The 22,146-nt window shown below is 44.0% G+C and carries 23 protein-coding genes; 20 read left to right on the top strand and 3 right to left on the bottom strand.

The window, feature by feature from the left end:
• Window positions 1-226 precede the first annotated feature (226 nt).
• The 5 genes from J2S23_RS07020 to J2S23_RS07000 all read left to right on the top strand — a co-directional run bounded on the left by J2S23_RS07020 (window position 227) and on the right by J2S23_RS07000 (window position 5,814).
• Entirely contained in the window at window positions 227-1,189 is a 963-nt protein-coding gene (locus J2S23_RS07020; protein WP_307122037.1) for a baeRF6 domain-containing protein, read from the top strand.
• Window positions 1,190-1,363: 174 nt separating this feature from the next.
• Window positions 1,364-2,512, top strand: a complete 1,149-nt coding sequence (gene mutY / locus J2S23_RS07015) for an A/G-specific adenine glycosylase (RefSeq protein ID WP_307122036.1) — start codon at window positions 1,364-1,366, stop codon at window positions 2,510-2,512.
• A 139-nt stretch (window positions 2,513-2,651) separates the two neighbouring features.
• The gene (tig, locus tag J2S23_RS07010; protein WP_307122035.1) at window positions 2,652-3,935 is read left to right on the top strand and encodes a trigger factor; all 1,284 of its coding nucleotides are present in this window, start codon (window positions 2,652-2,654) and stop codon (window positions 3,933-3,935) included.
• 146 nt (window positions 3,936-4,081) lie between these two features.
• A complete protein-coding gene (locus J2S23_RS07005) occupies window positions 4,082-4,537 on the top strand; it encodes a pyridoxamine 5'-phosphate oxidase family protein (RefSeq protein ID WP_307122034.1) in 456 nt (151 codons plus the stop codon).
• Between the two features lie 608 nt (window positions 4,538-5,145).
• Window positions 5,146-5,814 carry a CPBP family intramembrane glutamic endopeptidase gene (locus J2S23_RS07000; protein WP_307122033.1) on the top strand — a complete coding sequence of 223 codons (669 nt, stop codon included), beginning with the start codon at window positions 5,146-5,148 and terminating at the stop codon, window positions 5,812-5,814.
• A 46-nt stretch (window positions 5,815-5,860) separates the two neighbouring features.
• Here J2S23_RS07000 and pepA read toward each other — a convergent pair whose 3' ends face one another.
• Window positions 5,861-6,913 carry a glutamyl aminopeptidase gene (gene pepA / locus J2S23_RS06995; RefSeq protein WP_307122032.1) on the bottom strand — a complete coding sequence of 351 codons (1,053 nt, stop codon included), beginning with the start codon at window positions 6,911-6,913 and terminating at the stop codon, window positions 5,861-5,863.
• A 59-nt stretch (window positions 6,914-6,972) separates the two neighbouring features.
• Here pepA and J2S23_RS06990 point away from each other — a divergent pair, with 59 nt between their 5' ends.
• The 3 genes from J2S23_RS06990 to ytpR are packed head-to-tail and all read left to right on the top strand — an operon-like array spanning window position 6,973 to window position 8,209.
• Window positions 6,973-7,263, top strand: coding sequence for a DUF4651 domain-containing protein (locus J2S23_RS06990; protein WP_307122031.1), 291 nt, complete (start codon window positions 6,973-6,975; stop codon window positions 7,261-7,263).
• Window positions 7,263-7,586: a thioredoxin family protein gene (locus J2S23_RS06985; protein WP_307122030.1), complete on the top strand. Its 324-nt coding sequence runs from the start codon at window positions 7,263-7,265 to the stop codon at window positions 7,584-7,586. The genes J2S23_RS06990 and J2S23_RS06985 overlap by 1 nt, the downstream gene beginning before the upstream one ends.
• Window positions 7,583-8,209 (top strand): YtpR family tRNA-binding protein, encoded by a 627-nt coding sequence (gene ytpR / locus J2S23_RS06980; RefSeq protein WP_307122029.1) that lies wholly within the window; start codon window positions 7,583-7,585, stop codon window positions 8,207-8,209. Before J2S23_RS06985 ends, ytpR begins: the two co-directional genes overlap by 4 nt.
• 47 nt (window positions 8,210-8,256) lie before the next feature.
• Here the strand turns inward: ytpR and J2S23_RS06975 are convergent, their stop codons facing one another.
• A complete protein-coding gene (locus J2S23_RS06975; RefSeq protein ID WP_307122028.1) occupies window positions 8,257-8,718 on the bottom strand; it encodes an HIT family protein in 462 nt (153 codons plus the stop codon).
• A gap of 3 nt (window positions 8,719-8,721) precedes the next feature.
• A complete protein-coding gene (locus J2S23_RS06970) occupies window positions 8,722-9,345 on the bottom strand; it encodes an NUDIX hydrolase (RefSeq protein ID WP_307122039.1) in 624 nt (207 codons plus the stop codon).
• A gap of 114 nt (window positions 9,346-9,459) precedes the next feature.
• On the opposite strand from J2S23_RS06970, the gene J2S23_RS06965 reads away from it, so the two are divergent.
• From J2S23_RS06965 to tkt, 12 genes are all read left to right on the top strand, one after another.
• Window positions 9,460-9,855 carry a single-stranded DNA-binding protein gene (locus tag J2S23_RS06965; RefSeq protein ID WP_307122027.1) on the top strand — a complete coding sequence of 132 codons (396 nt, stop codon included), beginning with the start codon at window positions 9,460-9,462 and terminating at the stop codon, window positions 9,853-9,855.
• A gap of 213 nt (window positions 9,856-10,068) precedes the next feature.
• Complete coding sequence (gene groES / locus J2S23_RS06960) at window positions 10,069-10,353, top strand: co-chaperone GroES (protein ID WP_307122026.1); 285 nt, start codon at window positions 10,069-10,071, stop codon at window positions 10,351-10,353.
• A 13-nt stretch (window positions 10,354-10,366) separates the two neighbouring features.
• On the top strand, window positions 10,367-11,989 hold the full coding sequence (gene groL / locus J2S23_RS06955; RefSeq protein ID WP_307122025.1) for a chaperonin GroEL: 1,623 nt from the start codon (window positions 10,367-10,369) through the stop codon (window positions 11,987-11,989).
• A gap of 261 nt (window positions 11,990-12,250) precedes the next feature.
• The gene (gene ulaA / locus J2S23_RS06950; RefSeq protein ID WP_307122024.1) at window positions 12,251-13,699 is read left to right on the top strand and encodes a PTS ascorbate transporter subunit IIC; all 1,449 of its coding nucleotides are present in this window, start codon (window positions 12,251-12,253) and stop codon (window positions 13,697-13,699) included.
• 79 nt (window positions 13,700-13,778) lie between these two features.
• Complete coding sequence (locus tag J2S23_RS06945) at window positions 13,779-14,060, top strand: PTS sugar transporter subunit IIB (protein ID WP_307122023.1); 282 nt, start codon at window positions 13,779-13,781, stop codon at window positions 14,058-14,060.
• Between the two features lie 64 nt (window positions 14,061-14,124).
• Window positions 14,125-14,610, top strand: coding sequence for a PTS sugar transporter subunit IIA (locus tag J2S23_RS06940; protein ID WP_307122022.1), 486 nt, complete (start codon window positions 14,125-14,127; stop codon window positions 14,608-14,610).
• 32 nt (window positions 14,611-14,642) lie between these two features.
• Window positions 14,643-15,308 carry a 3-keto-L-gulonate-6-phosphate decarboxylase UlaD gene (locus tag J2S23_RS06935; RefSeq protein ID WP_307122021.1) on the top strand — a complete coding sequence of 222 codons (666 nt, stop codon included), beginning with the start codon at window positions 14,643-14,645 and terminating at the stop codon, window positions 15,306-15,308.
• A gap of 3 nt (window positions 15,309-15,311) precedes the next feature.
• A complete protein-coding gene (locus tag J2S23_RS06930) occupies window positions 15,312-16,175 on the top strand; it encodes an L-ribulose-5-phosphate 3-epimerase (protein ID WP_307122020.1) in 864 nt (287 codons plus the stop codon).
• Complete coding sequence (locus tag J2S23_RS06925; protein ID WP_307122019.1) at window positions 16,175-16,891, top strand: L-ribulose-5-phosphate 4-epimerase; 717 nt, start codon at window positions 16,175-16,177, stop codon at window positions 16,889-16,891. Before J2S23_RS06930 ends, J2S23_RS06925 begins: the two co-directional genes overlap by 1 nt.
• 132 nt (window positions 16,892-17,023) lie before the next feature.
• Window positions 17,024-18,694 (top strand): BglG family transcription antiterminator, encoded by a 1,671-nt coding sequence (locus J2S23_RS06920; RefSeq protein WP_307122018.1) that lies wholly within the window; start codon window positions 17,024-17,026, stop codon window positions 18,692-18,694.
• Between the two features lie 213 nt (window positions 18,695-18,907).
• Window positions 18,908-19,999, top strand: a complete 1,092-nt coding sequence (ulaG, locus tag J2S23_RS06915; protein WP_307122017.1) for an L-ascorbate 6-phosphate lactonase — start codon at window positions 18,908-18,910, stop codon at window positions 19,997-19,999.
• A gap of 169 nt (window positions 20,000-20,168) precedes the next feature.
• The gene (gene tkt, locus J2S23_RS06910; RefSeq protein ID WP_307122016.1) at window positions 20,169-22,142 is read left to right on the top strand and encodes a transketolase; all 1,974 of its coding nucleotides are present in this window, start codon (window positions 20,169-20,171) and stop codon (window positions 22,140-22,142) included.
• The last annotated feature ends 4 nt before the right edge of the window (window positions 22,143-22,146 follow it).

Genomic DNA, 22,146 nt, shown 5'->3' with positions numbered 1-22,146 from the left:
CGAAAATTGGATCAATCATTATCCTAAGAAAATACTGAACTATTTGTCTCCTGCACAGTTTCTTAAAAATGGCTAACTTCTACTTGAAATTTAGCAATTTCCCCACGATGCTTTACCATTAGCCGACAGTCCCTATGTCTCAATCATCATCGATCTAGACCCTGCTTCAGCTTACTCTGAAAAAGATGCCATCACCTTAAATAATTTTGTTAAAGAAGCGCAGTCCTTGACGGAGAAAGCTGGGATAAACTTGAGCGATCAGCTAGAATTGGTCCAACGAGATGCCAGAACCTTGTTGAATAATACAGGGAGTCTCTTGCTTTATATTTCAGAAGATAGCATTGTATATTATCATGTGGACACAGCAGTCTCGGACAAATTAGTTGTTGGTCAAGGGCCTTATGTAAAGCCATTGGTTCAGCATTATCAGTTTAACCATGATTTTGAATTACTGGTATTGAGTCAGGATGAGGCTCGGCTCTTCTCTGTCGGTTTGAACCATTTTGAAGAAATCACTGAAAATGACTGGCCCATCAGCTTAACAGACGCTTTGGGTGAAGAAAAAGTTGGTGGTGAATTGACACATGGAACCTACGGCTCTCGAGGCACAGCGGCAGAGCAAACCTACCATGGACACAATGAGACCAGTCAGGAAAAAGAAATTGACCGTGAAAACTTCTTCCGTTATGTTGACACCCATCTCGTTGAAAACCATGGCAATCAGCCCAGTCCTGGCTTAGTTCTCTTTGCACTCACTGAAAATCAGGCAGCCTTCCGGGGTATCAGCAAATACCAAGGCCTGTTAGAGCAAGGGATTGAGGCATCAGGTGCACAACTTTCAGATTTGGATATCGCAGAGGCGGCTAAGGCTTTCGCAAAAGAATCTGCTAATCGCCAAGAAGTAGATGTGTTGGAACGATTTAAGGAAACAGGACCAGAATTCCGCATTGATAATCACTTGGAAGACTTGGCGAATGTTGCTCATGAAGGACGCATTGATGAAGTTGTTATTTCAAGTGACTTGACCCAGGAAGGAAGTATCTCTACAGATGGTCGCTTTGATGGTGAAAGTGGTAATTTTGTCAAACAAATTATTCACCGAGTTATAGACTCATCTGGTAAGGTTTATATTCTGAGTCCAGATAAATTAGGCGAAGATGTTCAGATATCAGCGCGATTAAGATATTAGATTGGTCCAAGATTGAGGACCGAGCCATTGTGAGAAATTGGGTCGACTCTCCGTATAGGAGGAGGGTTGACCCTTTTCATTCCACTTCACCATGATGCTTAATTCGCACTTTGAGACTTTAAGGAATTAGAGTTGCTCTTTGCTGAAAAGGGGAGATTCTGCTACAATAACGGTATGATTGACTTACAAGATTATGGCATTACCATGTGGGAAGAAGATAAGATTGTCGCTTTTCGAAAGGCGCTTCTCGATTGGTACGATGCTAACAAGAGAGACCTTCCGTGGCGCAGGACGTCAAACCCTTACCATATTTGGATTTCAGAAATTATGCTTCAGCAAACCCAGGTTGTAACGGTCCTTCCCTATTACAAGCGTTTTTTGGATTGGTTTCCAACGGTTGAGGATTTAGCTCAAGCAGACGAAGAGCGTCTGCTCAAGGCTTGGGAGGGTCTGGGCTATTATTCGCGTGTCCGCAATATGCAAGCGGCAGCCCAGCAGATCATGACTGACTTTGGTGGCGAATTTCCTCAGACCTATGCTGACATAGCAAGTCTCAAAGGCATAGGTCCCTACACAGCTGGTGCCATTTCTAGTATTGCTTTTGGTCTTCCAGAACCAGCTGTTGACGGGAATGTTATGCGGGTCATGGCCCGTCTCTTTGAGGTCGATTATGATATTGGAGACCCTAAGAATCGCAAAATCTTCCAGGCTATGATGGAAATCCTAATTGATCCTGACCGGCCAGGGGACTTTAACCAAGCCTTGATGGATCTTGGTACTGACATCGAAGGCCCTAAAAATCCCCGTCCTGAAGAAAGTCCTATTAAGGCCTTTAGTGCTTCCTATCAGCATGGCACCATGGACAAGTACCCGATTAAAGAGCCTAAGAAAAAGCCACGTCCTATGCAGATACAGGCTTTTGTGATCAGAAATCAAGACGGTGCCTACCTCTTGGAGAAAAACAAACAAGGGAGACTTTTAGCAGGCTTTTGGTCATTTCCGATTATGGAAACTCAACTGCTTGAACAACAGATCAGTCTCTTTGAAGACAAGACCCTTGTCATGGAGCGGTTATCCCAGACGGATAGTTTTGGGGATAAATACCAAATGAATCCCGTATGGTCAACACACACATTTTCAGCTGTCAACCATGTCTTTAGTCATCAAAAATGGCAGATTGAGCTGATCGAGGGAACGGTTGACACGGCAGACCTACCAAAAACAGGCCAGTTGGAGTGGGTCGATTTGGAAGATTTTGAGAACTACCCTTTTGCCACCCCGCAAAAGAAAATGGTCGAAGCTTACTTATCGGGAGACCGTTAGGACTAATGGAAGGATTTTAAAATAGTGCTGAACCTTTCTTGGTCTGTCTTTTTTCACAAAAACCAGCAAAAACCTTTGAAAAATGCCAGTCTTATGGTAAAATTGTAAGGTATGTAATAAAACTTAAGGAGCGACATCAATGTCTGTATCATTTGAAACAAAAGAAACAAACCGCGGTGTGTTAACATTTACCATTGCACAAGCGGATATCCAACCGGAATTGACAAAAGTCTTCAACAAAATCAAGAAAGATATCTCTGTACCTGGTTTCCGTAAAGGTCACTTGCCACGTCCAGTATTCAATCAACGTTTTGGCGAAGAAGCCCTTTACCAAGATGCTTTGAACAACCTCTTGCCAGAAGCTTATGAAGCAGCAGTTGAAGAAGCTGGTATCGAAGTGGTTGCTCAACCAAAAATTGATATCGCTTCTATGGAAAAAGGCCAAGACTGGACAATCACTGCTGAAGTGGTTACAAAACCAGAAGTTAAACTTGGTGATTACAAAAACCTTGAAGTCTCTGTCGAAGATACAAAAGAAGTAACCGACGAAGAAGTTGACGCACGTCTTGAGCGCGAGCGCAATGGCTTGGCAGAACTTGCGATCAAAGAAGGCAAAGCTGAAAACGGCGACACTGTTGTAATCGACTTTGTTGGTTCTGTTGATGGCGAAGAATTCGACGGTGGTAAAGGCGATAACTACTCCCTTGAACTTGGTTCAGGATCATTCATTCCAGGCTTTGAGGACCAATTGGTTGGTCACGAAGCTGGCGAAACAGTTAACGTTGAAGTAACTTTCCCAGAAGATTACCAAGCACAAGACTTGGCAGCTAAAGATGCTGTCTTTGTGACTACCATTCACGAAGTTAAAGCTAAAGAAGTTCCAGAATTGGATGATGAGTTAGCAAAAGACTTGGATGAAGAAGTGGAAACTTTGGATGAGTTGAAAGCTAAATACCGCAAAGAATTAGAGGCAAACAAAGAAGAAGCATATAACGACGCTGTAGAAGCAGCAGCAATTGAACTTGCGGTTGAAAATGCTGAAATCGTTGACCTTCCAGAAGAAATGGTCCACGAAGAAGTTCATCGTGCTATGAACGAATTCTTGGGTGGTATCCAACGTCAAGGTATCTCTCCAGAAATGTACTACCAAATCACTGGTACAACTCAAGACGATCTTCACAAACAACATGAAGCTGACGCTGACAAGCGCGTGAAAACAAACCTTGTTATCGAAGCGATTGCTAAGGAAGAAGGCTTTGAAGCAACAGACGAAGACATCGAAAACGAAATCCAAACCCTTGCTAACGACTACAACATGCCAGTTGATCAAGTGCGTGGCCTCTTGTCAGCAGATATGTTGAAACACGACATTGCTATCAAGAAAGCTGTTGAAACAATTACTAGCACAGCTAAAGTAAAATAAGTACGAAAAGTTAAAAATCTCACCGCTCAGGTGAGATTTTTTCGCTGGATAACATCTCTAGACCAGGCAATTGTTGTGAAATAGTTCCTAATCTCCTTAGAATCTGGTATAATAAAATCAGAAAGCGATTTCAAAAAGGAGGCGCTATGAAAGTTAAAGAAATAATGTCTATTTTAGAAGACATGAAAGTAGCAGTATTTGCAACGGTTGATAAGGATGGTCTTCCTCATGCCCGGCATGCCCATATCGGAGTTGCCAATGAAAAAGGGGTATTCTTTATGACGAGCCCGACCACGAATTTTTACCGCCAAATGGTAGACACTGAGCATGTGGCCATTACGGCCATGTCACAGGAAGACTATCTGATTCAGGTGATAAGGATTGAAGGTAGGGTCAAGCAGGTTGGTCGCGATCGCCTTCAAGAATTGTTGAAAGATAACCCCTATGTTAACTACGTCTACCCAAGCAAGGAAGAGCAGGAAAGTGTTCAGGTTTTCCAGCTCTACGAAGGGCAGGGGTTTTACCACAGTCTGACGCAAGGGCACAAGTATGTTTTCACCGTTGGTTGTGAGAAGGAAACTAGCACTCGTACTATTGTTTAAAAGAGTAAGGAGAGGCCAGCTCAGCTGGTCTCAGACTGAAGACAAAGTCCTTTTTTTAAACTTTCCTTAGGTGATAACGGACGGTAGCGACTTCCTTCGGAATTCCAACCTAAGTTTTGAGCCTTAGGTCTCAAAACTTCCGTGAGAGTGGGCCAGAAGTCATGATTTCACATAAATTGACTTCGTTGTCTCATCTCCGCACAGTTGATTAGGACGGCCTCTAACGATTGCGTAGCAAGCGTTTTAGGGCTTCCAATCAACCACTGCGTCTTGTTTAACTGATGATAAATGATTAGCAGGCTAGGACTTATTTTCCAGCCTCTTTTATCACGGCGGAAAGTCTCTATTTTTGTTCGCCACGCTCGCTAAAAATCCATCAATTTAGAATCGTTAATCAACCTTTTGAATATTATTACTACAGAAAACTTGGTTTATCTACTTTCACAGACCAGCTCAGCTGGTCTTTTTTTGATGGCTAAAGAGTTAAAAAAGACTTGCTAATTTTCCACCAAAATTATATTCTGTATATAGAACAATTGTACAAACGAACAAATGAGTCATTGAAAAATCAACTGCCGTTCTTAATTATAAGATTAGAGGAGAAATCTATGTTCTGGGAAAAAATAAAATATGTCTTACAAGCATTTGGATTACTGGTTGTATACCAATTGCCGTCGCTCTTTGTAGGAATCTTAGTTGCTCTTGGCCAACAAACGGGACAATCAAGCCCTCTTTGGGGTTATGCTTTAGTGGCTCTATTGTATCTTTTAGTCATTGCTGGTTTTCTCTTTTACGCTAAAAAGATGGGCTATTGGGCACCCAAATCCCACTGGTTAAAGGGAAAGAATGCCATTATTATTATTGTGGGATATGTCTTAATCTTAGGGGTGAATATTGCGATTAGTCTTTTAGGGAATGTTGAAACCACAGCGAACCAGGAAGTGGTTGAAAGTTTATTGGGACAAGTGCCATTACCACTTTACTTTATCATGTTGGTCGTTGCGGCTCCCATTTGTGAGGAGATTATTTTCCGAGGGATTGTTTTTAAATCATTAGTTCCCAAGTCAGTGCCTCTGGCTTTTATCATCAGTATTGTAACGTTTGCCCTAGTTCATGGTCCGACAGACCTTGGGAGCTTTCTCATATACGCAGGCATGGGCGCTATTATCAGTTTGAGTTACTATCTAACCCAATCGCTAGAAGTATCTATTGGCGTCCATATGCTCAATAACTTTATTGCCTTTCTAGGGATTGTCCTTATGTCATACTTCTCCTAATAGAAAAACCTTTGTTTCCTGATTGGAAGCAAAGGTTTTTTGACTGCTAGTAGTTTGTGATGGTTTCGTAGGTTGAACGGTCCAAGTTTTTAATGATAGCTTGGAGATAGGCTTGGGCCTGTTCAAAGTCTTCTAAACTAAAGAGGGTTTGATGCGAGTGGATGTAGCGGGCAACCACACCAATAGTCGTTGATGGAATGCCGTGATTTTTGAGGTGAGCCGCTCCCGCGTCTGTTCCGCCTTTAGAAGCAAAGTACTGGTATTTGACGCCAGCATCTTCAGCGGTGGACATGAGGAAATCACGCATATCCTTGAGCATCACATGACCTGGATCGTAGAAACGGAAAAGTGTTCCGCCACCCAGTTGGCCTTGGTCGCCATAGACATCGCCAGCAGCAGAACAGTCGACTGCCAGGAAAATATCTGGATTAAATTTAGTTGTCGAAACCGAAGCCCCACGCAGGCCAACCTCTTCTTGAACGTTAGCACCTGCGATTAAGGTGTTTGGCAAAGCTTGGCCAGAAAGATTCTCGAGAAGTTCTGTAACCATGAGGAGGCCAAAGCGATTATCCCAGGCCTTAGAGATGACATTTTTGCCGTTAGCTGTCAGAATTGCTTCTGCTTGAGGAACGATGATGTTACCTGGTTGAACACCGTAGCTTTCAGCCTCTGCTTTATCTGTAAAACCAGCGTCAAAGACAATATCTTCAATCTTTGGCGTAGCCGATGAGCCGAGGTGTGGTGGGATAGAGCCAGAAATCACAGGGAGTTTAGTCCCCTTGCTAGTGTGAAGGGTAAAGCGCTGGGCGCTAACGACCATAGGATTCCAACCACCAATTGAGACCACACGGAAGGTCCCGTCTGCCTTGATTTGGTTGATCATGAAGCCGACCTCATCCATATGTGCCGCCACCATGAGACGTGGCGCGTCCTTTTCTTTGCTATCTTTAACACCAAAGAGACCCCCCAGGCCATCTGTCTCGATGCGATCAACGTGTGGGCTGATTTTGCCTCTCAGGTAATCACGGACCTCGTGTTCGTAGCCGGCTAGCCCTTCAAGGGCTGTCACTTCTTGGATTTTATTAAATAACTCTGACATATAGCCTCCTTAAAAAAGATTCTTGCCTCTATTCTACCATTTTGTGGTATAATTTTCTTATGAAAAGACAGAAACATACAAAATTAGCGATTGTGATAGCAGGTTTAGGCTTAGCTGCCTTGGCTCTTGGGGCAAAGGTATATCTGGATGAAGAGCGGGAAGCTTACTTGTCCCAGATTGTACATGAAGTACGGGATTTTTTTGCGACAATTGGAAGTATTGCTACGGTTTATATCGACCAAACCCAGTCCGATAAGGTTCAAACCAAGGGTGGCGTTATCATGGATGATGGTAAGGTCTATCGCTTTGATTACTTAGCAGGTGAGATTTTCTATGAGGAGGAAGTCTAGTGATTCAGCCAAAAACTTTAGAAGAATTAGCTCCACTGATCGAAAGTAACCAGCGGCTGGTACTTGTTTTCATGACCGATTGGTGCCCGGACTGTCATTACCTAGCCCCCTATCTGCCTGAGATTGAGGCGGCTTTTCCTGCGTCGACCTTTGTGGAGTTGGACCGCGATGCCTTTATGCCCCTTGCCCAGCAGTGGGACATCTTCGGCATTCCCAGCCTTGTCGTCCTTGAAAATGGACAGGAAATCGGACGTTTGGTTAACAAGGCCCGCAAAACCAAGGCTGAAATAATAGCATTTTTGGAAGGATTAGAAACGAAATGATTTATACCTATAACAAACCCTACGTCGGCGATGTGCTCATGGTCATAGTGGCGGACAGCCAAGGTCAAAAAGTGACCAGTGAGCGACGAGACAATGTCGCTGTGGTTCGCCGTGCCTCAGATAACCAAGTGGTTGGAGTGAATATTTTTGATGTCTCAGACTTAATCACCATTGACGGTCAAGGTCAAGTGAGCCTCTCAGCAGATGATTTGGCTGTCCTCAATAAGGCTGTCGCGCAAGCAGGCTTTGAGGTGGTCCTTGAAGATGATGGTACTCCAAAGTTCGTGGTGGGCGAGATTGTAGCCATGGAAGCCCATCCAGATAGTGACCACCTCAACATCTGTCAGGTAGCTATCGGAGCAGAGGAAACCGTGCAAATCGTGGCTGGCGCACCGAATGCAGCGGTCGGCCTCAAGACCATTGTGGCCTTGCCTGGTGCTATGATGCCAAAAGGCAACCTCATCTTCCCAGGTGAACTTCGTGGCGTGGCCTCCCATGGGATGATGTGTAGCCCCCGCGAATTAGCCCTACCAAACGCACCGCAAAAACGCGGTATCATTGAACTCTCTCCAGACACCGCAGTCGGAGAGCCTTTTGACGCCAGTAAGCATTGGGCAGGTTAAGCTCTGTTCTAAAAGAAACAAACCCTAGGGTGCCATCATCCTAGGGTTTATGATTCTAATTGGTCAAAGGCTTTAAGAAGTTTTTCTTTTAAAACAAGTAGTTGTTCAGTAGTTATGAGCTTTTCTTCTGAGTACATTTCAGTATGTGGCAGCCACCAGACAGGGCCTTTGCCAGACATGCCATGATTGCCAAGGTCGCCAGCTTTTCTAGGAAAGAGATGCCAGTGAAGATGGGCATCGCCATTGCCTAACGATTCGATATTCATTTTTTTAGCTTCAAAAGCGGTAGCAACAGCTTCTGAGGCAAGTGCCATGTCACTGAGGTGCTGTATCTGACTGTCTTTATCAAGATAATGGAGTTCTGAGACATGCTTTTTGGACAAGAATAGTGTGTAGCCAAGAAAATGTTGGTGATCACCAATGACAACATAACCTGTTTCCAACTCTTTAACAAAATAAGGGTTTTGATTTTTTGTAATGAGATCAATACGATCGCAAATGAGACACATACTCTATTCTCCTTTCTCCAACAAGGGTGCGGAATGGTTATCTTTCACAATCTCCGTAAAGCGATGGGTGAAGCGAGCGGTCATGCCCCAGAGGTTTTCATTGTCCTGATTGTAAAAGGGAACTCTTCTGAAATGTTCTTTAAAATTGTAGTTGGCACCATTTGGAATGCGATCAAACGGGAAATCCGTTGAAGGTTCCACAACAGCTGTTAAATCATAATAGGTCGGCGGGATCTCTAACAGGAGGTCCAAGGGAAGGGTAAAGAGGCGCTCCACTTCCTCATTGGGTTGGATCTCTGTCCAGTCTTCAACCAAGAGTTGGCCGACAAAGCAGTGAATGGTGCGAGGACCATTAACCATATAATCAATCTCTCCCACTATGCTAATCTGGGCTGCTGAGAGGTTGAGCTCTTCCATGGTCTCACGAATCGCAGCCTCCTTGATTGTCTCGCCAGTCTCGACACGTCCGCCAGGGAAAGCGACCTCCCCAGGCTGGGAGATGTGCTGGGCTCTGACCTGATAGAGGATATGGCAAGCCCCATTAACCTTGATGAGGGGGAGTAAAACAGCATAAACCCTCTTTTCATCGATGGGTCTGGGTTGGTATTTAGCGAGAAGATTGGTAATCCAAGATAGAGTCTTTTCCATAATACAGTTGGCCGAATGGCCGTCCTTTGTCCATTTTCTTTATTTTACCATTTTTTGAAAAAAGCTACGAATAAAGAAGCAGGAGGATAACTTATGTTAAATAAAATGATTATGATTGGCCGTTTGGTCCACCAGCCTGAATTGCATACCACACCGTCTGAGAAGCATGTCACACGATTTACAGTAGCCATTAACCGTAAATACAAGGGGCAAGACGGGGAGCGTCAGACAGATTTTATCAATGCGGTTGCTTGGGGAAAAATGGCTGAGAATCTAGCCAGTTATGGTACCAAAGGTAGTCTAATCTCTGTTGACGGGGAACTGCGTACCCGTAAATATGAGAAAAATGGAGAAACCCATTACGCCTCAGAGGTACTCTGCCACGGGTTCCAACTGCTTGAAAGTCGTGCGCAACGTGCCATGCGGGAAAATAATGTGAGCCAGGAGCTGGCAGATCTTATTTTAGAGGAAGAACCTCTTCCATTTTAAAAGGAGAAAGTGGGTTAAGCCACTTCTTTTTTCTGTAAGCATAAAAGGTGATGTTCTTTTAGTTAGGGCCAGTCTTTGTTTTTCAGGGCTGGTTTTAAAGTTGCTAAAAGGTCATCTTTTTTCTTGACTATTTTTGACCAAGTGATAAAATAGAAACAGAGTTAGCACTCTGTATGTGAGAGTGCTAAAAATAGGAAAAATGTGGAGGTTTCAATGTTAAAACCCTTAGGAGACCGTGTGGTCGTAAAATTTGAAGAAACACAAGAACAAACAGTTGGAGGCTTTGTCCTAGCTTCAAGCTCTCATGAAGCTACTCAGAAAGCTAGCGTTATAGCGGTGGGTGATGGCCTACGCACCTTGACAGGTGAGTTAATTGCGCCGAGTATTCGTGTTGGAGATACTGTCCTTGTTGAACATGGAGCTGGTGTGGAAGTGAAAGATGGTGACGATAAGGTTACCATTATCCGTGAAGCTGATATTTTAGCAGTGATTGCGTAGAGGAGGAAAAATTATGGCAAAAGATATTAAATTTGCAGCAGATGCCCGTACTGCCATGGTCCGTGGTGTTGACATTTTAGCTGATACCGTTAAGGTGACCTTAGGCCCTAAAGGCCGCAATGTGGTTTTGGAAAAAGCCTTTGGCTCACCCCTTATTACCAATGACGGGGTAACCATCGCGAAAGAAATCGAGTTAGAAGATCATTTTGAAAACATGGGTGCTAAGTTAGTGTCTGAAGTGGCTTCTAAAACCAACGACATTGCTGGTGATGGTACCACAACCGCAACAGTTTTGACCCAGGCTATCGTCCGCGAAGGGATTAAAAATGTGACAGCAGGCGCCAACCCTATCGGCATTCGTCGTGGGATTGAAAAGGCTGTTGTTGCAGCAGTTGAAGAGTTAAAAGACATTGCTGCCCCTGTTACTGGTAAAGAAGCGATAGCCCAGGTCGCAGCTGTATCGTCGCGTTCTGAAAAGGTTGGAGAATACATCTCTGAAGCTATGGAGAAGGTTGGTAACGATGGAGTGATCACGATTGAAGAGTCGCGCGGGATGGAAACAGAGCTTTCTGTTGTCGAAGGAATGCAGTTTGACCGTGGTTACTTGTCTCAGTATATGGTGACTGACAACGAGAAAATGGTTGCTGAATTGGAAAATCCTTATCTCTTGATTACAGATAAGAAGGTGTCTCAAATCCAAGAAGTCTTGCCATTATTAGAAGCTGTCCTTCAAACCAATCGTCCGCTTTTAATCGTAGCAGATGATGTGGATGGCGAAGCCCTTCCAACCCTTGTCCTCAATAAAATTCGTGGAACCTTTAATGTGGTGGCTGTAAAAGCTCCAGGTTTTGGAGACCGTCGTAAGGCCATGTTAGAAGACCTTGCTATCTTGACAGGTGGCACGGTTATCACTGAAGAGCTTGGCTTAGAATTGAAAGATGCAACGATCGAAGCCCTTGGACAAGCTGCCAAAGTCGTTGTAGACAAAGACCACACTACGATTGTTGAAGGTGTTGGCTCTGCTGAGGCGATTGCGAATCGTGTAGCAGTTCTTAAGTCTCAAATCGAAACAACCACTTCTGAATTTGACCGTGAGAAATTGCAAGAGCGCTTGGCTAAGTTGTCTGGCGGTGTCGCTGTCATTAAGGTTGGAGCGGCGACTGAAACAGAACTCAAAGAAACTAAGCTCCGTATCGAAGATGCCCTCAATGCTACTCGCGCGGCAGTGGAAGAAGGGATCGTTGCCGGTGGTGGTACGGCCTTTGTCAATGTCCTTGGAAAAGTGGCTGAGCTTGACTTAGATGGTGATGAAGCAACAGGACGTAACATTGTCCTCCGTGCCCTGGAAGAGCCTGTCCGTCAGATCGCTCACAATGCCGGTTTTGAAGGATCCATCGTGATTGACCGCTTGAAAAATGCAGATCAAGGCCAAGGCTTTAACGCAGCCACAGGTGAGTGGGTAAACATGATTGAAGCAGGAATCATTGACCCCGTTAAAGTAACTCGCTCTGCTCTTCAAAATGCGGCCTCAGTGGCTAGCTTGATTTTAACTACCGAAGCTGTTGTGGCTAATCAGCCCGAACCTGCTGCACCAGCACCAGCCATGGACCCAAGTATGATGGGTGGCATGATGTAATTCACTTTTTAAAAAGATAATCCTATAATGGAGGACCAAATTCTGTCGCACAGAATTTGGTTTTTTCTTTATAGCGGACAGCATTTGGATGGTTTGGATGTTATAAAGAATAAGTTCTCCTTGTTCAAAATATACGGAAATATGCGCTTTCTTGGCTATCAGTCCAATTTTGAACAGTTGCTTGTGTACTCTTTGGTCTTTTTGTTATCGCTTACAAAATATATAATGAACATGAAAATAAAACACATAAGGAGTATACCTATGGAAATCCTAACAAGTATACTAAATTGGTTCTCGCAAAACATCTTGCAGAATCCTGCGTTCTTTGTCGGTCTCTTGGTATTGGTCGGCTACGCCCTGCTTAAAAAACCAGCACACGATGTCTTTGCTGGATTTGTTAAAGCAACCGTTGGTTACATGATTCTCAACGTGGCTGCAGGTGGCTTGGTATCAACATTCCGTCCCATCTTAGCAGCGCTTAACTTTAAGTTTAAGATTGGTGCGGCAGTTATCGATCCTTACTTTGGATTAACAGCTGCCAACACTAAAATTGTTGAAGAGTTTCCAGACTTTGTCGGAGCTGCAACAACAGCACTCTTGATCGGGTTTGGGGTTAATATCTTATTGGTTGCCCTTCGTAAAGTGACCAAGGTGCGTACCCTCTTTATCACAGGACACATCATGGTCCAACAAGCAGCAACGATTTCACTTATGGTGCTCTTCTTGATTCCACAGCTTCGCAATGCATGGGGAACCCTAGCTATCGGAGTCATCTGTGGTTTATACTGGGCAGTCAGCTCAAATATGACAGTCGAAGCAACACAACGTTTGACAGGTGGTGGTGGATTTGCCATCGGTCACCAACAACAATTTGCCATCTGGTTTGTAGACAAGATTGCAGATAAGCTAGGAAACAAGGAAGAAAACCTTGATAATCTTAAGTTACCTAAATTCCTCAGTATTTTCCATGATACAGTGGTTGCCTCAGCAACCTTGATGCTTATCTTCTTTGGAGCGATCTTGACTATTCTTGGCCCAGAGATCATGTCTAACCCTGAAGTGATTACATCAGGGACCCTTTACTCACCTGAAAAACAATCCTTCTTCATGTATGTGATTCAAACAGCCTTTACCTTCTCTGTTTACCTTTTCATTTTGATGCAAGGGGTACGGATGTTCGTTGCTGAACTGACCAATGCCTTCCAAGGGATTTCTAGCAAACTCTTGCCTGGTTCTTTCCCTGCGGTCGATGTTGCGGCATCTTACGGTTTTGGTTCGCCAAACGCGGTACTGTCAGGGTTTGCCTTTGGTTTGGTTGGTCAATTGATCACGATTGCCCTTTTGGTCATCTTCAAGAGCCCTATTCTTATCATCACCGGTTTCGTCCCTGTCTTCTTTGACAATGCAGCGATTGCAGTTTACGCTGATAAACGTGGTGGATGGAAAGCGGCGACGATATTGTCCTTCTGCTCAGGTGTCCTTCAAGTGGCTGTTGGTGCCATTGCAGTAGCCTTGCTTGATTTGGCAAACTTCGGCGGTTATCATGGTAATATCGATTTTGAAATCCCTTGGGTGCCATTTGGTTACCTCTTCAAGTACCTCGGTCTAGCTGGTTATGTGCTTGTTTGTGTCCTGCTCTTAGTAATCCCTCAATTGCAGTATGCTAAAGCAAAAGATAAGGAAGCCTACTACCGCGGGGAAGCACAATAATCGCAAATAAGATACGTTGTCATTAAATAAGTAATAGCAGGTCTGCTATTGTCAAAAAAAGAAAGATAGGAGTCAGAATATGGTTAAAGTATTAACAGCATGTGGAAATGGTATGGGATCATCTATGGTGATCAAGATGAAAGTTGAAAACGCCTTGCGTCAATTGGGAGTGACTGATGTGCAATCAGCGTCTTGCTCAGTTGGTGAAGCTAAGAGCTTAGCCGCGGGTTATGACATTGTGGTGGCGTCTAATCATTTGATTTCAGAATTGGAAGGGCGTACCAATGGTAAATTGGTGGGTCTGGATAACTTGATGGACGATAACGAAATTAAAACCAAGCTCTCAGCAGTTTTAGACTAACAACGGATGGAGGTTGGGGGATTTCCCGGCCTCTTCTCTATTAAACTGGCGAAAGGAAAATGATATGAACTTAAGAAAAGCATTTACAGAAAACGACTCGATTCGACTTGGTTTGTCAGCAACAACATGGCAAGAAGCGGTTAAGCTATCCGTGGATCCCTTGATTGAAAGTGGCGCCATCACCGAAGAATATTACCATGCGATTATCGAATCGACAGAAGAGTATGGCCCTTATTATGTTTTGATGCCAGGTATGGCCATGCCGCATGCTCGTCCTGAAGCGGGAGTGAAGCGCGATGCCTTCTCCCTTGTGACGCTTACAGAACCTGTTACCTTTTCAGATGGCAAAGAAGTCAGTGTCCTCTTGGCACTCGCTGCAACCAGTTCAGATATTCATACATCCGTTGCCATTCCTCAGATTATTGCACTTTTTGAGTTAGAAAATGCCATTGAGCGTTTGGTGGCTTGTCAAACCCCTGAGGAAGTCTTGGCCATGGTAGAAGAGTCAAAAAATAGCCCTTACCTTGAGGGGCTAGATCTAGAGTCTTAAGGATAAAGCAGAAGATTGAAAGGATTATACAGATGACACAACACATTCCAAATTTACAAGTAGCGCTAGATCATTCTGATTTACAAGGTGCCATTAAGGCAGCTGTTTCAGTTGGTCACGAAGTCGATGTCATTGAAGCAGGGACGGTTTGCTTGCTCCAGGTGGGGAGTGAGCTGGTTGAGGTGCTTCGCAGTCTCTTCCCTGAAAAAATCATTGTGGCGGATACCAAATGTGCCGATGCTGGTGGAACAGTCGCTAAAAACAATGCCGTTCGTGGCGCAGACTGGATGACCTGTATCTGCTCTGCAACCATTCCTACCATGAAGGCAGCTCTTAAAGCCATTCAAGAAGAACGTGGCGACAAGGGTGAAATTCAAGTAGAACTCTATGGGGACTGGACTTATGAGCAAGCCCAACAATGGTTGGATGCTGGTATTTCACAAGCGATTTATCACCAATCTCGCGATGCTCTATTAGCCGGTGAAACATGGGGCGAAAAAGATTTGACTAAGGTCAAAAAACTAATTGATATGGGCTTCCGAGTATCAGTTACAGGTGGTCTTGATGTGGATACCTTGAAGCTCTTTGAAGGGGTTGATGTGTTTACCTTTATCGCAGGTCGCGGGATTACAGAAGCGCCTGATCCAGCCCAAGCAGCACGTGACTTCAAGGATGAAATCCGTCGCATTTGGGGGTAGGGAATGAAAAGACCTATTGGAATTTATGAAAAAGCAACTCCTAAACACTTTACTTGGCTAGAGCGCCTGCAATTTGCTAAAGAACTTGGTTTTGATTTTGTCGAAATGTCTGTGGATGAATCGGATGAGCGCTGGGCGAGGCTTGATTGGACGAAAGAAGACCGCCTAGAGGTTGTAAAAGCTGTTTATGAAACAGGTGTCCGCATTCCGACCATTTGCTTTTCTGGTCATCGTAGGTACCCGCTTGGCTCTGCTAATCCGGAGCTTGAAGCAGAAGCCCTTTCTGCCATGAAAAAATGCATTGAGTTGGCGCAAGATTTGGGTGTTCGTGTGATTCAGCTAGCCGGTTACGATGTCTATTATGAAGACAAGTCTTCAGAGACGCGGGAGCGGTTCATCAAAAACTTGCGCCAATCCTGTAATTGGGCAGAGCAAGCTCAAGTGATGCTGGCCATTGAGATTATGGATGATCCTTTTATCAACTCTATCGAGAAGTATTTGGCGGTTGAGAAGGAAGTTGATTCTCCCTATCTCTTTGTCTACCCAGATACCGGCAATGTCTCTGCTTGGCACAATGACTTATGGAGTGAATTTTACCTAGGACATCGCTCGATAGCAGCTCTTCATCTCAAGGATACCTATGCGGTTACAGAGACTTCTAAAGGGCAGTTCCGTGATGTGCCGTTTGGTCAAGGCTGTGTGGATTGGGAGCAGATGTTTGCGGTTCTGAAAAAGACCAATTATCGAGGGCCGTTTTTAATTGAAATGTGGTCTGAAAACTGTGAAACAGTAGAAGAAACGCGTGCTACAATTAAGGAGGCGCAGCGGTTTCTCTATCCTCTAATTGAGAAAGCGGGGTTAGCCTAATGCCAAAAGATTTACAGGAAATGCGTCAACGCGTTTACAAGGCAAATGTTGCCTTACCAGAGCACGGACTCGTCAAGTTTACCTGGGGCAATGTCTCAGAAGTCTGCCGTGAGCTCGGTCGCATCGTTATTAAGCCATCTGGAGTGGACTATGACAAATTAACCCCTGAAAACATGGTGGTGACAGACCTTGACGGTAATGTGGTCGAAGGAGACCTCAATCCGTCTTCCGACCTAAAGACCCACGTGGAACTCTACAAGGCTTGGCCAGAAGTTGGAGCGGTGGTCCACACCCATTCAACTGAAGCTGTTGGCTGGGCGCAAGCTGGTCGTGATATTCCCTTTTATGGGACAACCCATGCCGACTATTTCTATGGGCCAGTGCCTTGTGCGCGATCGCTGACCAAGGATGAGGTCGACTCTGCCTATGAAAAAGAGACTGGAACCGTCATCATTGAAGAGTTTGAGCGTCGTGGTATTGACCCAGTAGCGATTCCAGGAATAGTTGTCCGTAATCATGGACCATTTACTTGGGGGAAAGATCCTGCTCAAGCAGTGTATCATTCTGTCGTTTTAGAAGAAGTGGCTAAAATGAATCGCTATACAGAGCAGATTAATCCAAAAGTTGAGCCTGCTCCTCAATACATTTTAGACAAACACTATCTCCGCAAACACGGGCCTAATGCCTACTATGGACAAAAAGGAGATGCTCATTAGGAGCAGAAGCAGGCAAATGCTAGGACTTGTCTGCTTTTTTATTAAATAATATCACGATGTCGTCTGTCTTATAAGTGAAAAATGTGGTATAGTGATGTATGCGTTTGCTGTTTCAGAGAAAAAGGAGAAGTCATGTTATTTTTAGATAAAGATTCCTATGCATTAATTACCTATTTAATGGAACGAGATCAACCAGAAACCATCATGGCTATCTCCAAAAAAATCAACCAGTCTAGACGTAAAATATACTACAGTCTAGAGAAGATTAACGAGGCCCTACCTGAATCTGTTGGGACTATTATCAGTATTCCAAGAGTTGGTGTCCAATTGACAGCAGCTCAAAAACAGGCCTGTCAGGTCCTCCTAGATGAGTTGGATGACTACAGCTATGTCATGAGCATGGAAGAGCGCATTCAATTACTCCTGGTCTATATCTTAGTATCTCCTGAGCGCGTGACACTAGAGCGGATGATGGCTCTAACAGATGTTTCTCGTAATACCACCCTTAACGATCTTAATGAAATTCGTGAGCGTCTCAGCAAAGAGTATTGTTACCTCCCTTTGACGGTTACTAAAAACCGCGGTTACTTTATCAACTGTCATCTCTTGGATAAAATTCAGTACATTTATTCTCTCTTATTCTCCATTTTTCAATCTAGTAATGAGAGTTTTTTAGCTATTTTTGAGAAGAAATTTAAAACCTTGTCCTCCATTTTTACTTCCCTGGATACAGACCGTTCGCTTGCCTTACGTCAGTATTTCCATCGTCTCCAGAAGAACTGGGGAAAGGAAATGTATGAATCTGATATAGCCTTGACGGTTAAGATGTTACCTTATATCTTAATGAGTTATCGAAATAGCCATTTATCCGTAGAGGACAGAGACGATGTTTTGAAAGAGCTGACCTTGGTTCATGAGAGGATTGAATATAAGGTTGCGCAAGATATTAGTCGATTTTTACTAGAGGAGTATCACCTAAAACTTGATGATGTTGAAGAAGCCTTGATAGGTATTTTATTACTGTCCTCGCGGAAGAACTATGACAGCCATGTTAATACATTGGATTTTAGGGATGTTGAAGAAGCTATCGAACTCTTTCTACAAGCTTTTGAGACTCATACTCAGTATCAGTTTGTGGAGCGGACAGAATTAGCCGAGCGTCTCTTGATACACTGTAAGGCTTTGATTTTTAGAAAAACATATGGAATTCTTTCCAAAAATCCCTTGACCGCTCAGATCAAAGAAAAATATAGTCCGCTTTTTGAAGCGACGGCTGACTGTGTAGATGTTCTAGAAAATGCCTGGATGATACAATTAACAGACGATGATATAGGCCATTTAGCGGTCCACTTGGGGGGTGCTCTTAGGAGTATTGAACTCCAACGACCACCAGAGAGGGTTTGTATCGTCTGTGATGAGGGGCTACCTATTCAAAAACTTCTGGTTAGGCAGATGGAGTATCATTTTCCTAGGGTTAGCATTGTGGCTGTCTTTACGACAGAACAATTTAAGAGTGTTGAAGACATTTTAGAAATGGATGCCTTAATCCAAACAAGTGATAGTTTAGACATATTGGTTCCTACCGTTCAGGTCAGTCCTATTTTAAATCATGACGATATTCTGAAGATTAGCCAAATATTGTCACGCCCAAATCCGTTGAGGAGTCATACAGCAGAAGATCTCAATAGCCTTATTGCCTCTTATATTACTGATGAAGAAAGACAAGTTGCCTTTAAAACAAAATTACAGCAACTGATCCAAGAAAATTTGATGATGGGCCTAACGATAGATGATCTTGATTAAGAGTATCACAATAACCTAATCTCTGTATTTATGTCCAACATTAAACAAAGAACAGTCCAAGAATGAACACAGTCATGTGTCTGATTTGGGCTTTTTTTAGTGTTGTGAAGGCGTTATCATAGAAGTATCAAAAACATAGTTATGCCCTTTTAAAAGTCAGGAAAATACGATTGAGCTTGGTTTTTCTAGGGTATTAAAAAAGGAGGCAGTCAAATGGCCAATGTTAAAGACATTACAAGAGAATCTTGGATTCTCAGCACTTTCCCAGAGTGGGGAACTTGGCTCAATGAAGAGATTGAAGAAGAAACAGTTCCTGAAGGCAATTTTGCCATGTGGTGGTTGGGGAACTGTGGTGTTTGGGTTAAAACACCAGGTGGTGCCAACGTTGTCATGGATCTTTGGTCGGCGCGCGGAAAGTCTACCAAAAAAGTAAAAGATATGGTACGTGGGCACCAAATGGCAAATATGGCAGGTGTTCGTAAGCTTCAGCCTAATCTAAGAGTACAACCAATGGTGATTGATCCCTTTGCTATCAATGAATTAGATTACTATCTTGTGTCACACTTCCACAGTGATCATATTGATATCAATACGGCGGCGGCGATTATCAACAATCCAAAGTTAGATCATGTGAAATTCGTTGGTCCTTACGAATGTGGTGAAATTTGGAAGAAATGGGGAGTACCTGAAGAACGCATCGTTGTCATCAAACCCGGAGAAAGCTTTACCTTTAAAGACATGACCGTTCACGCAGTGGAATCCTTTGACCGGACCTGTCTAGTGACCTTACCGGTTGATGGGGCGGATGCTCAAGATGGTGAGTTAGCAGGCTTAGCTGTCACGGATGAAGAGATGGCCCGTAAAGCTGTAAACTATGTTTTTGAAACGCCAGGTGGCACCATTTACCATGGCGCTGATTCTCACTTCTCAAACTACTTTGCCAAGCATGGCCGTGATTTTAAGATTGATGTTGCCCTTAATAATTATGGCGAGAATCCTCTCGGTATTCAGGACAAGATGACATCCGTTGATCTTCTTCGCATGGCTGAAAACCTTCGTGCGAAAGTCATTATTCCAGTTCATTACGATATCTGGTCTAACTTTATGGCGTCTACGGATGAAATTTTAGAGCTTTGGAAAATGCGAAAAGAACGTCTCCAATATGACTTCCATCCCTTTATCTGGGAAGTAGGAGGCAAGTACACTTATCCACTTGATAAGGATCGTATCGAATACCATCATCCTCGTGGATTTGACGATTGTTTCTTAGAGGATTCTAATATCCAGTTTAAAGCCCTGCTTTAAAAGTAGAATAAACCTCCATTCACATCAAAGATCAGAGAAATCTGGTCTTTTTGCTAAAATAAATGGAATAACATAAAAAACTAAAGCGTATTCATTCATTTTATGATAAAATAGTAAATGAATTTAATGAAAAAGGTAACTCGGTTACCAGGCTAATGAAGGAGAACCTATGTCCAATACTTCTATTAACGCTATTCGCTTTCTTGGGATTGATGCGATTGAAAAATCAAAATCAGGTCACCCAGGAATCGTTATGGGCGCTGCGCCAATGGCCTACAGCCTCTTTACCAAGCACCTTCGTGTGAACCCAGAAGCACCGAACTGGATCAACCGTGACCGTTTCGTGCTCTCAGCGGGTCACGGCTCTATGTTGCTCTATGCACTCTTGCATTTATCAGGATTTGAAGATCTCTCCATGGATGAGATCAAGAACTTCCGTCAGTGGGGTTCAACAACTCCAGGTCACCCAGAATTGGGCCATACTAAGGGTGTTGATATTACAACTGGTCCTCTTGGTCAAGGGATTGCCTCTGCAGTAGGCTTTGCGCAAGCGGAACGTTTCCTTGCAGCTAAGTACAATAAAGACGGTTATAACCTCTTTGACCATTACACCTATGTCATCTGTGGTGATGGTGACCTTATGGAAGGTGTGTCGGCAGAAGCGGCATCATATGCTGGCCTTCAAAAGTTAGACAAGTTAATCGTGCTCTACGACTCAAACGATATTAACCTTGATGGTCCAACTTCAGAATGTTTCACAGAAGATGTGCGTGCCCGTTATGATGCTTATGGTTGGCATACGCTTTTTGTAGAAGATGGTACAGACCTTGATGCTATTAATGCTGCGATCGAGGATGCTAAAAAAGCTGGCAAGCCAACACTTATCGAAATTAAGACCGTTATCGGCCATGGCTCACCTGCAAAAGCAGGTTCAAACGCTGCTCACGGTGCTCCTTTAGGCGCTGACGAAGCGCAAGCAACCCGTGAAAACCTTGGTTGGGACTACGCGCCATTTGAAATTCCTGAAGAAGTCTACGCTGATTTTAAGACTAACGTCGTTGACCGTGGCCAAGAAGCGTATCAGGCTTGGGAAACATTGGTGGCAGACTACAAAAAAGCCTTCCCTGAAATAGCTGAAGAATTGTCAGCTATCCTTGATGGTAAAGACCCTGTTGTAGTGACACCAGAAGATTTCCCAGCGATTGACAATGGCTTCTCACAAGCGACGCGTAACTCAAGCCAGGATGCCCTTAATGTCATTGCTGAGAAAATGCCTAACTTCCTTGGAGGTTCAGCGGACTTGGCGCACTCGAACATGACGGTTATCAAGGGTGAAGGGCTTCAAGATGATGAGGCACCACTTAATCGTAATATCCAATTTGGTGTACGTGAATTTGCTATGGGAACTATTTTGAATGGTATGGCAGCTCACGGTGGACTCCGTGTCTATGGCGGAACCTTCTTCGTCTTTTCAGATTACCTTAAAGCAGCGATTCGTCTGTCAGCGATTCAAGGCCTTCCAGTGACCTATGTCTTCACCCATGATTCGATTGCAGTCGGTGAAGACGGTCCAACCCATGAGCCGGTAGAGCACCTTGCAGGTCTTCGTGCCATGCCAAACCTTAATGTGCTTCGCCCAGCGGATGCCCGTGAAACACAAGCAGCTTGGCACTTGGCTGTAACCAGCCCACAAACGCCAACAGCCCTTGTCTTGACCCGTCAAAACTTGACAGTTCAAGAAGGGACTGACTTTGCTCAGGTCGCCAAAGGTGCCTATGTGGTTCACGAAGAAGCTGATTTTGATACTATTTTGATTGCGACAGGTTCTGAGGTTGAATTAGCAGTCAATGCTGCTAAAGCTCTTGCTGAAAAAGGGACGAAAGTACGCGTGGTTAGCATGCCATCAACCAATCTCTTTGATGCCCAAGATGCGGAGTATAAGGAAGAAATCTTGCCAAATGCAGTCCGTCGCCGCATAGCAATTGAAATGGGTGCCACTCAAAACTGGTACAAGTATGTCGGTCTTGATGGTGCTGTGATTGGTATTGACACCTTCGGTGCCTCTGCACCAGCTGCAGAAGTGATTGCCAAGTACGGTTTCACCGTTGAAAATGTTGTTGAAACAGTAGAAGCCTTAGATTAAGGGT

The organism is Streptococcus moroccensis (assembly GCF_030812835.1).
Lineage (GTDB): Bacteria > Bacillota > Bacilli > Lactobacillales > Streptococcaceae > Streptococcus > Streptococcus moroccensis.
Note: the sequence above shows the minus strand (reverse complement) of the source record. Positions and strands in the feature narration are given on the sequence as shown.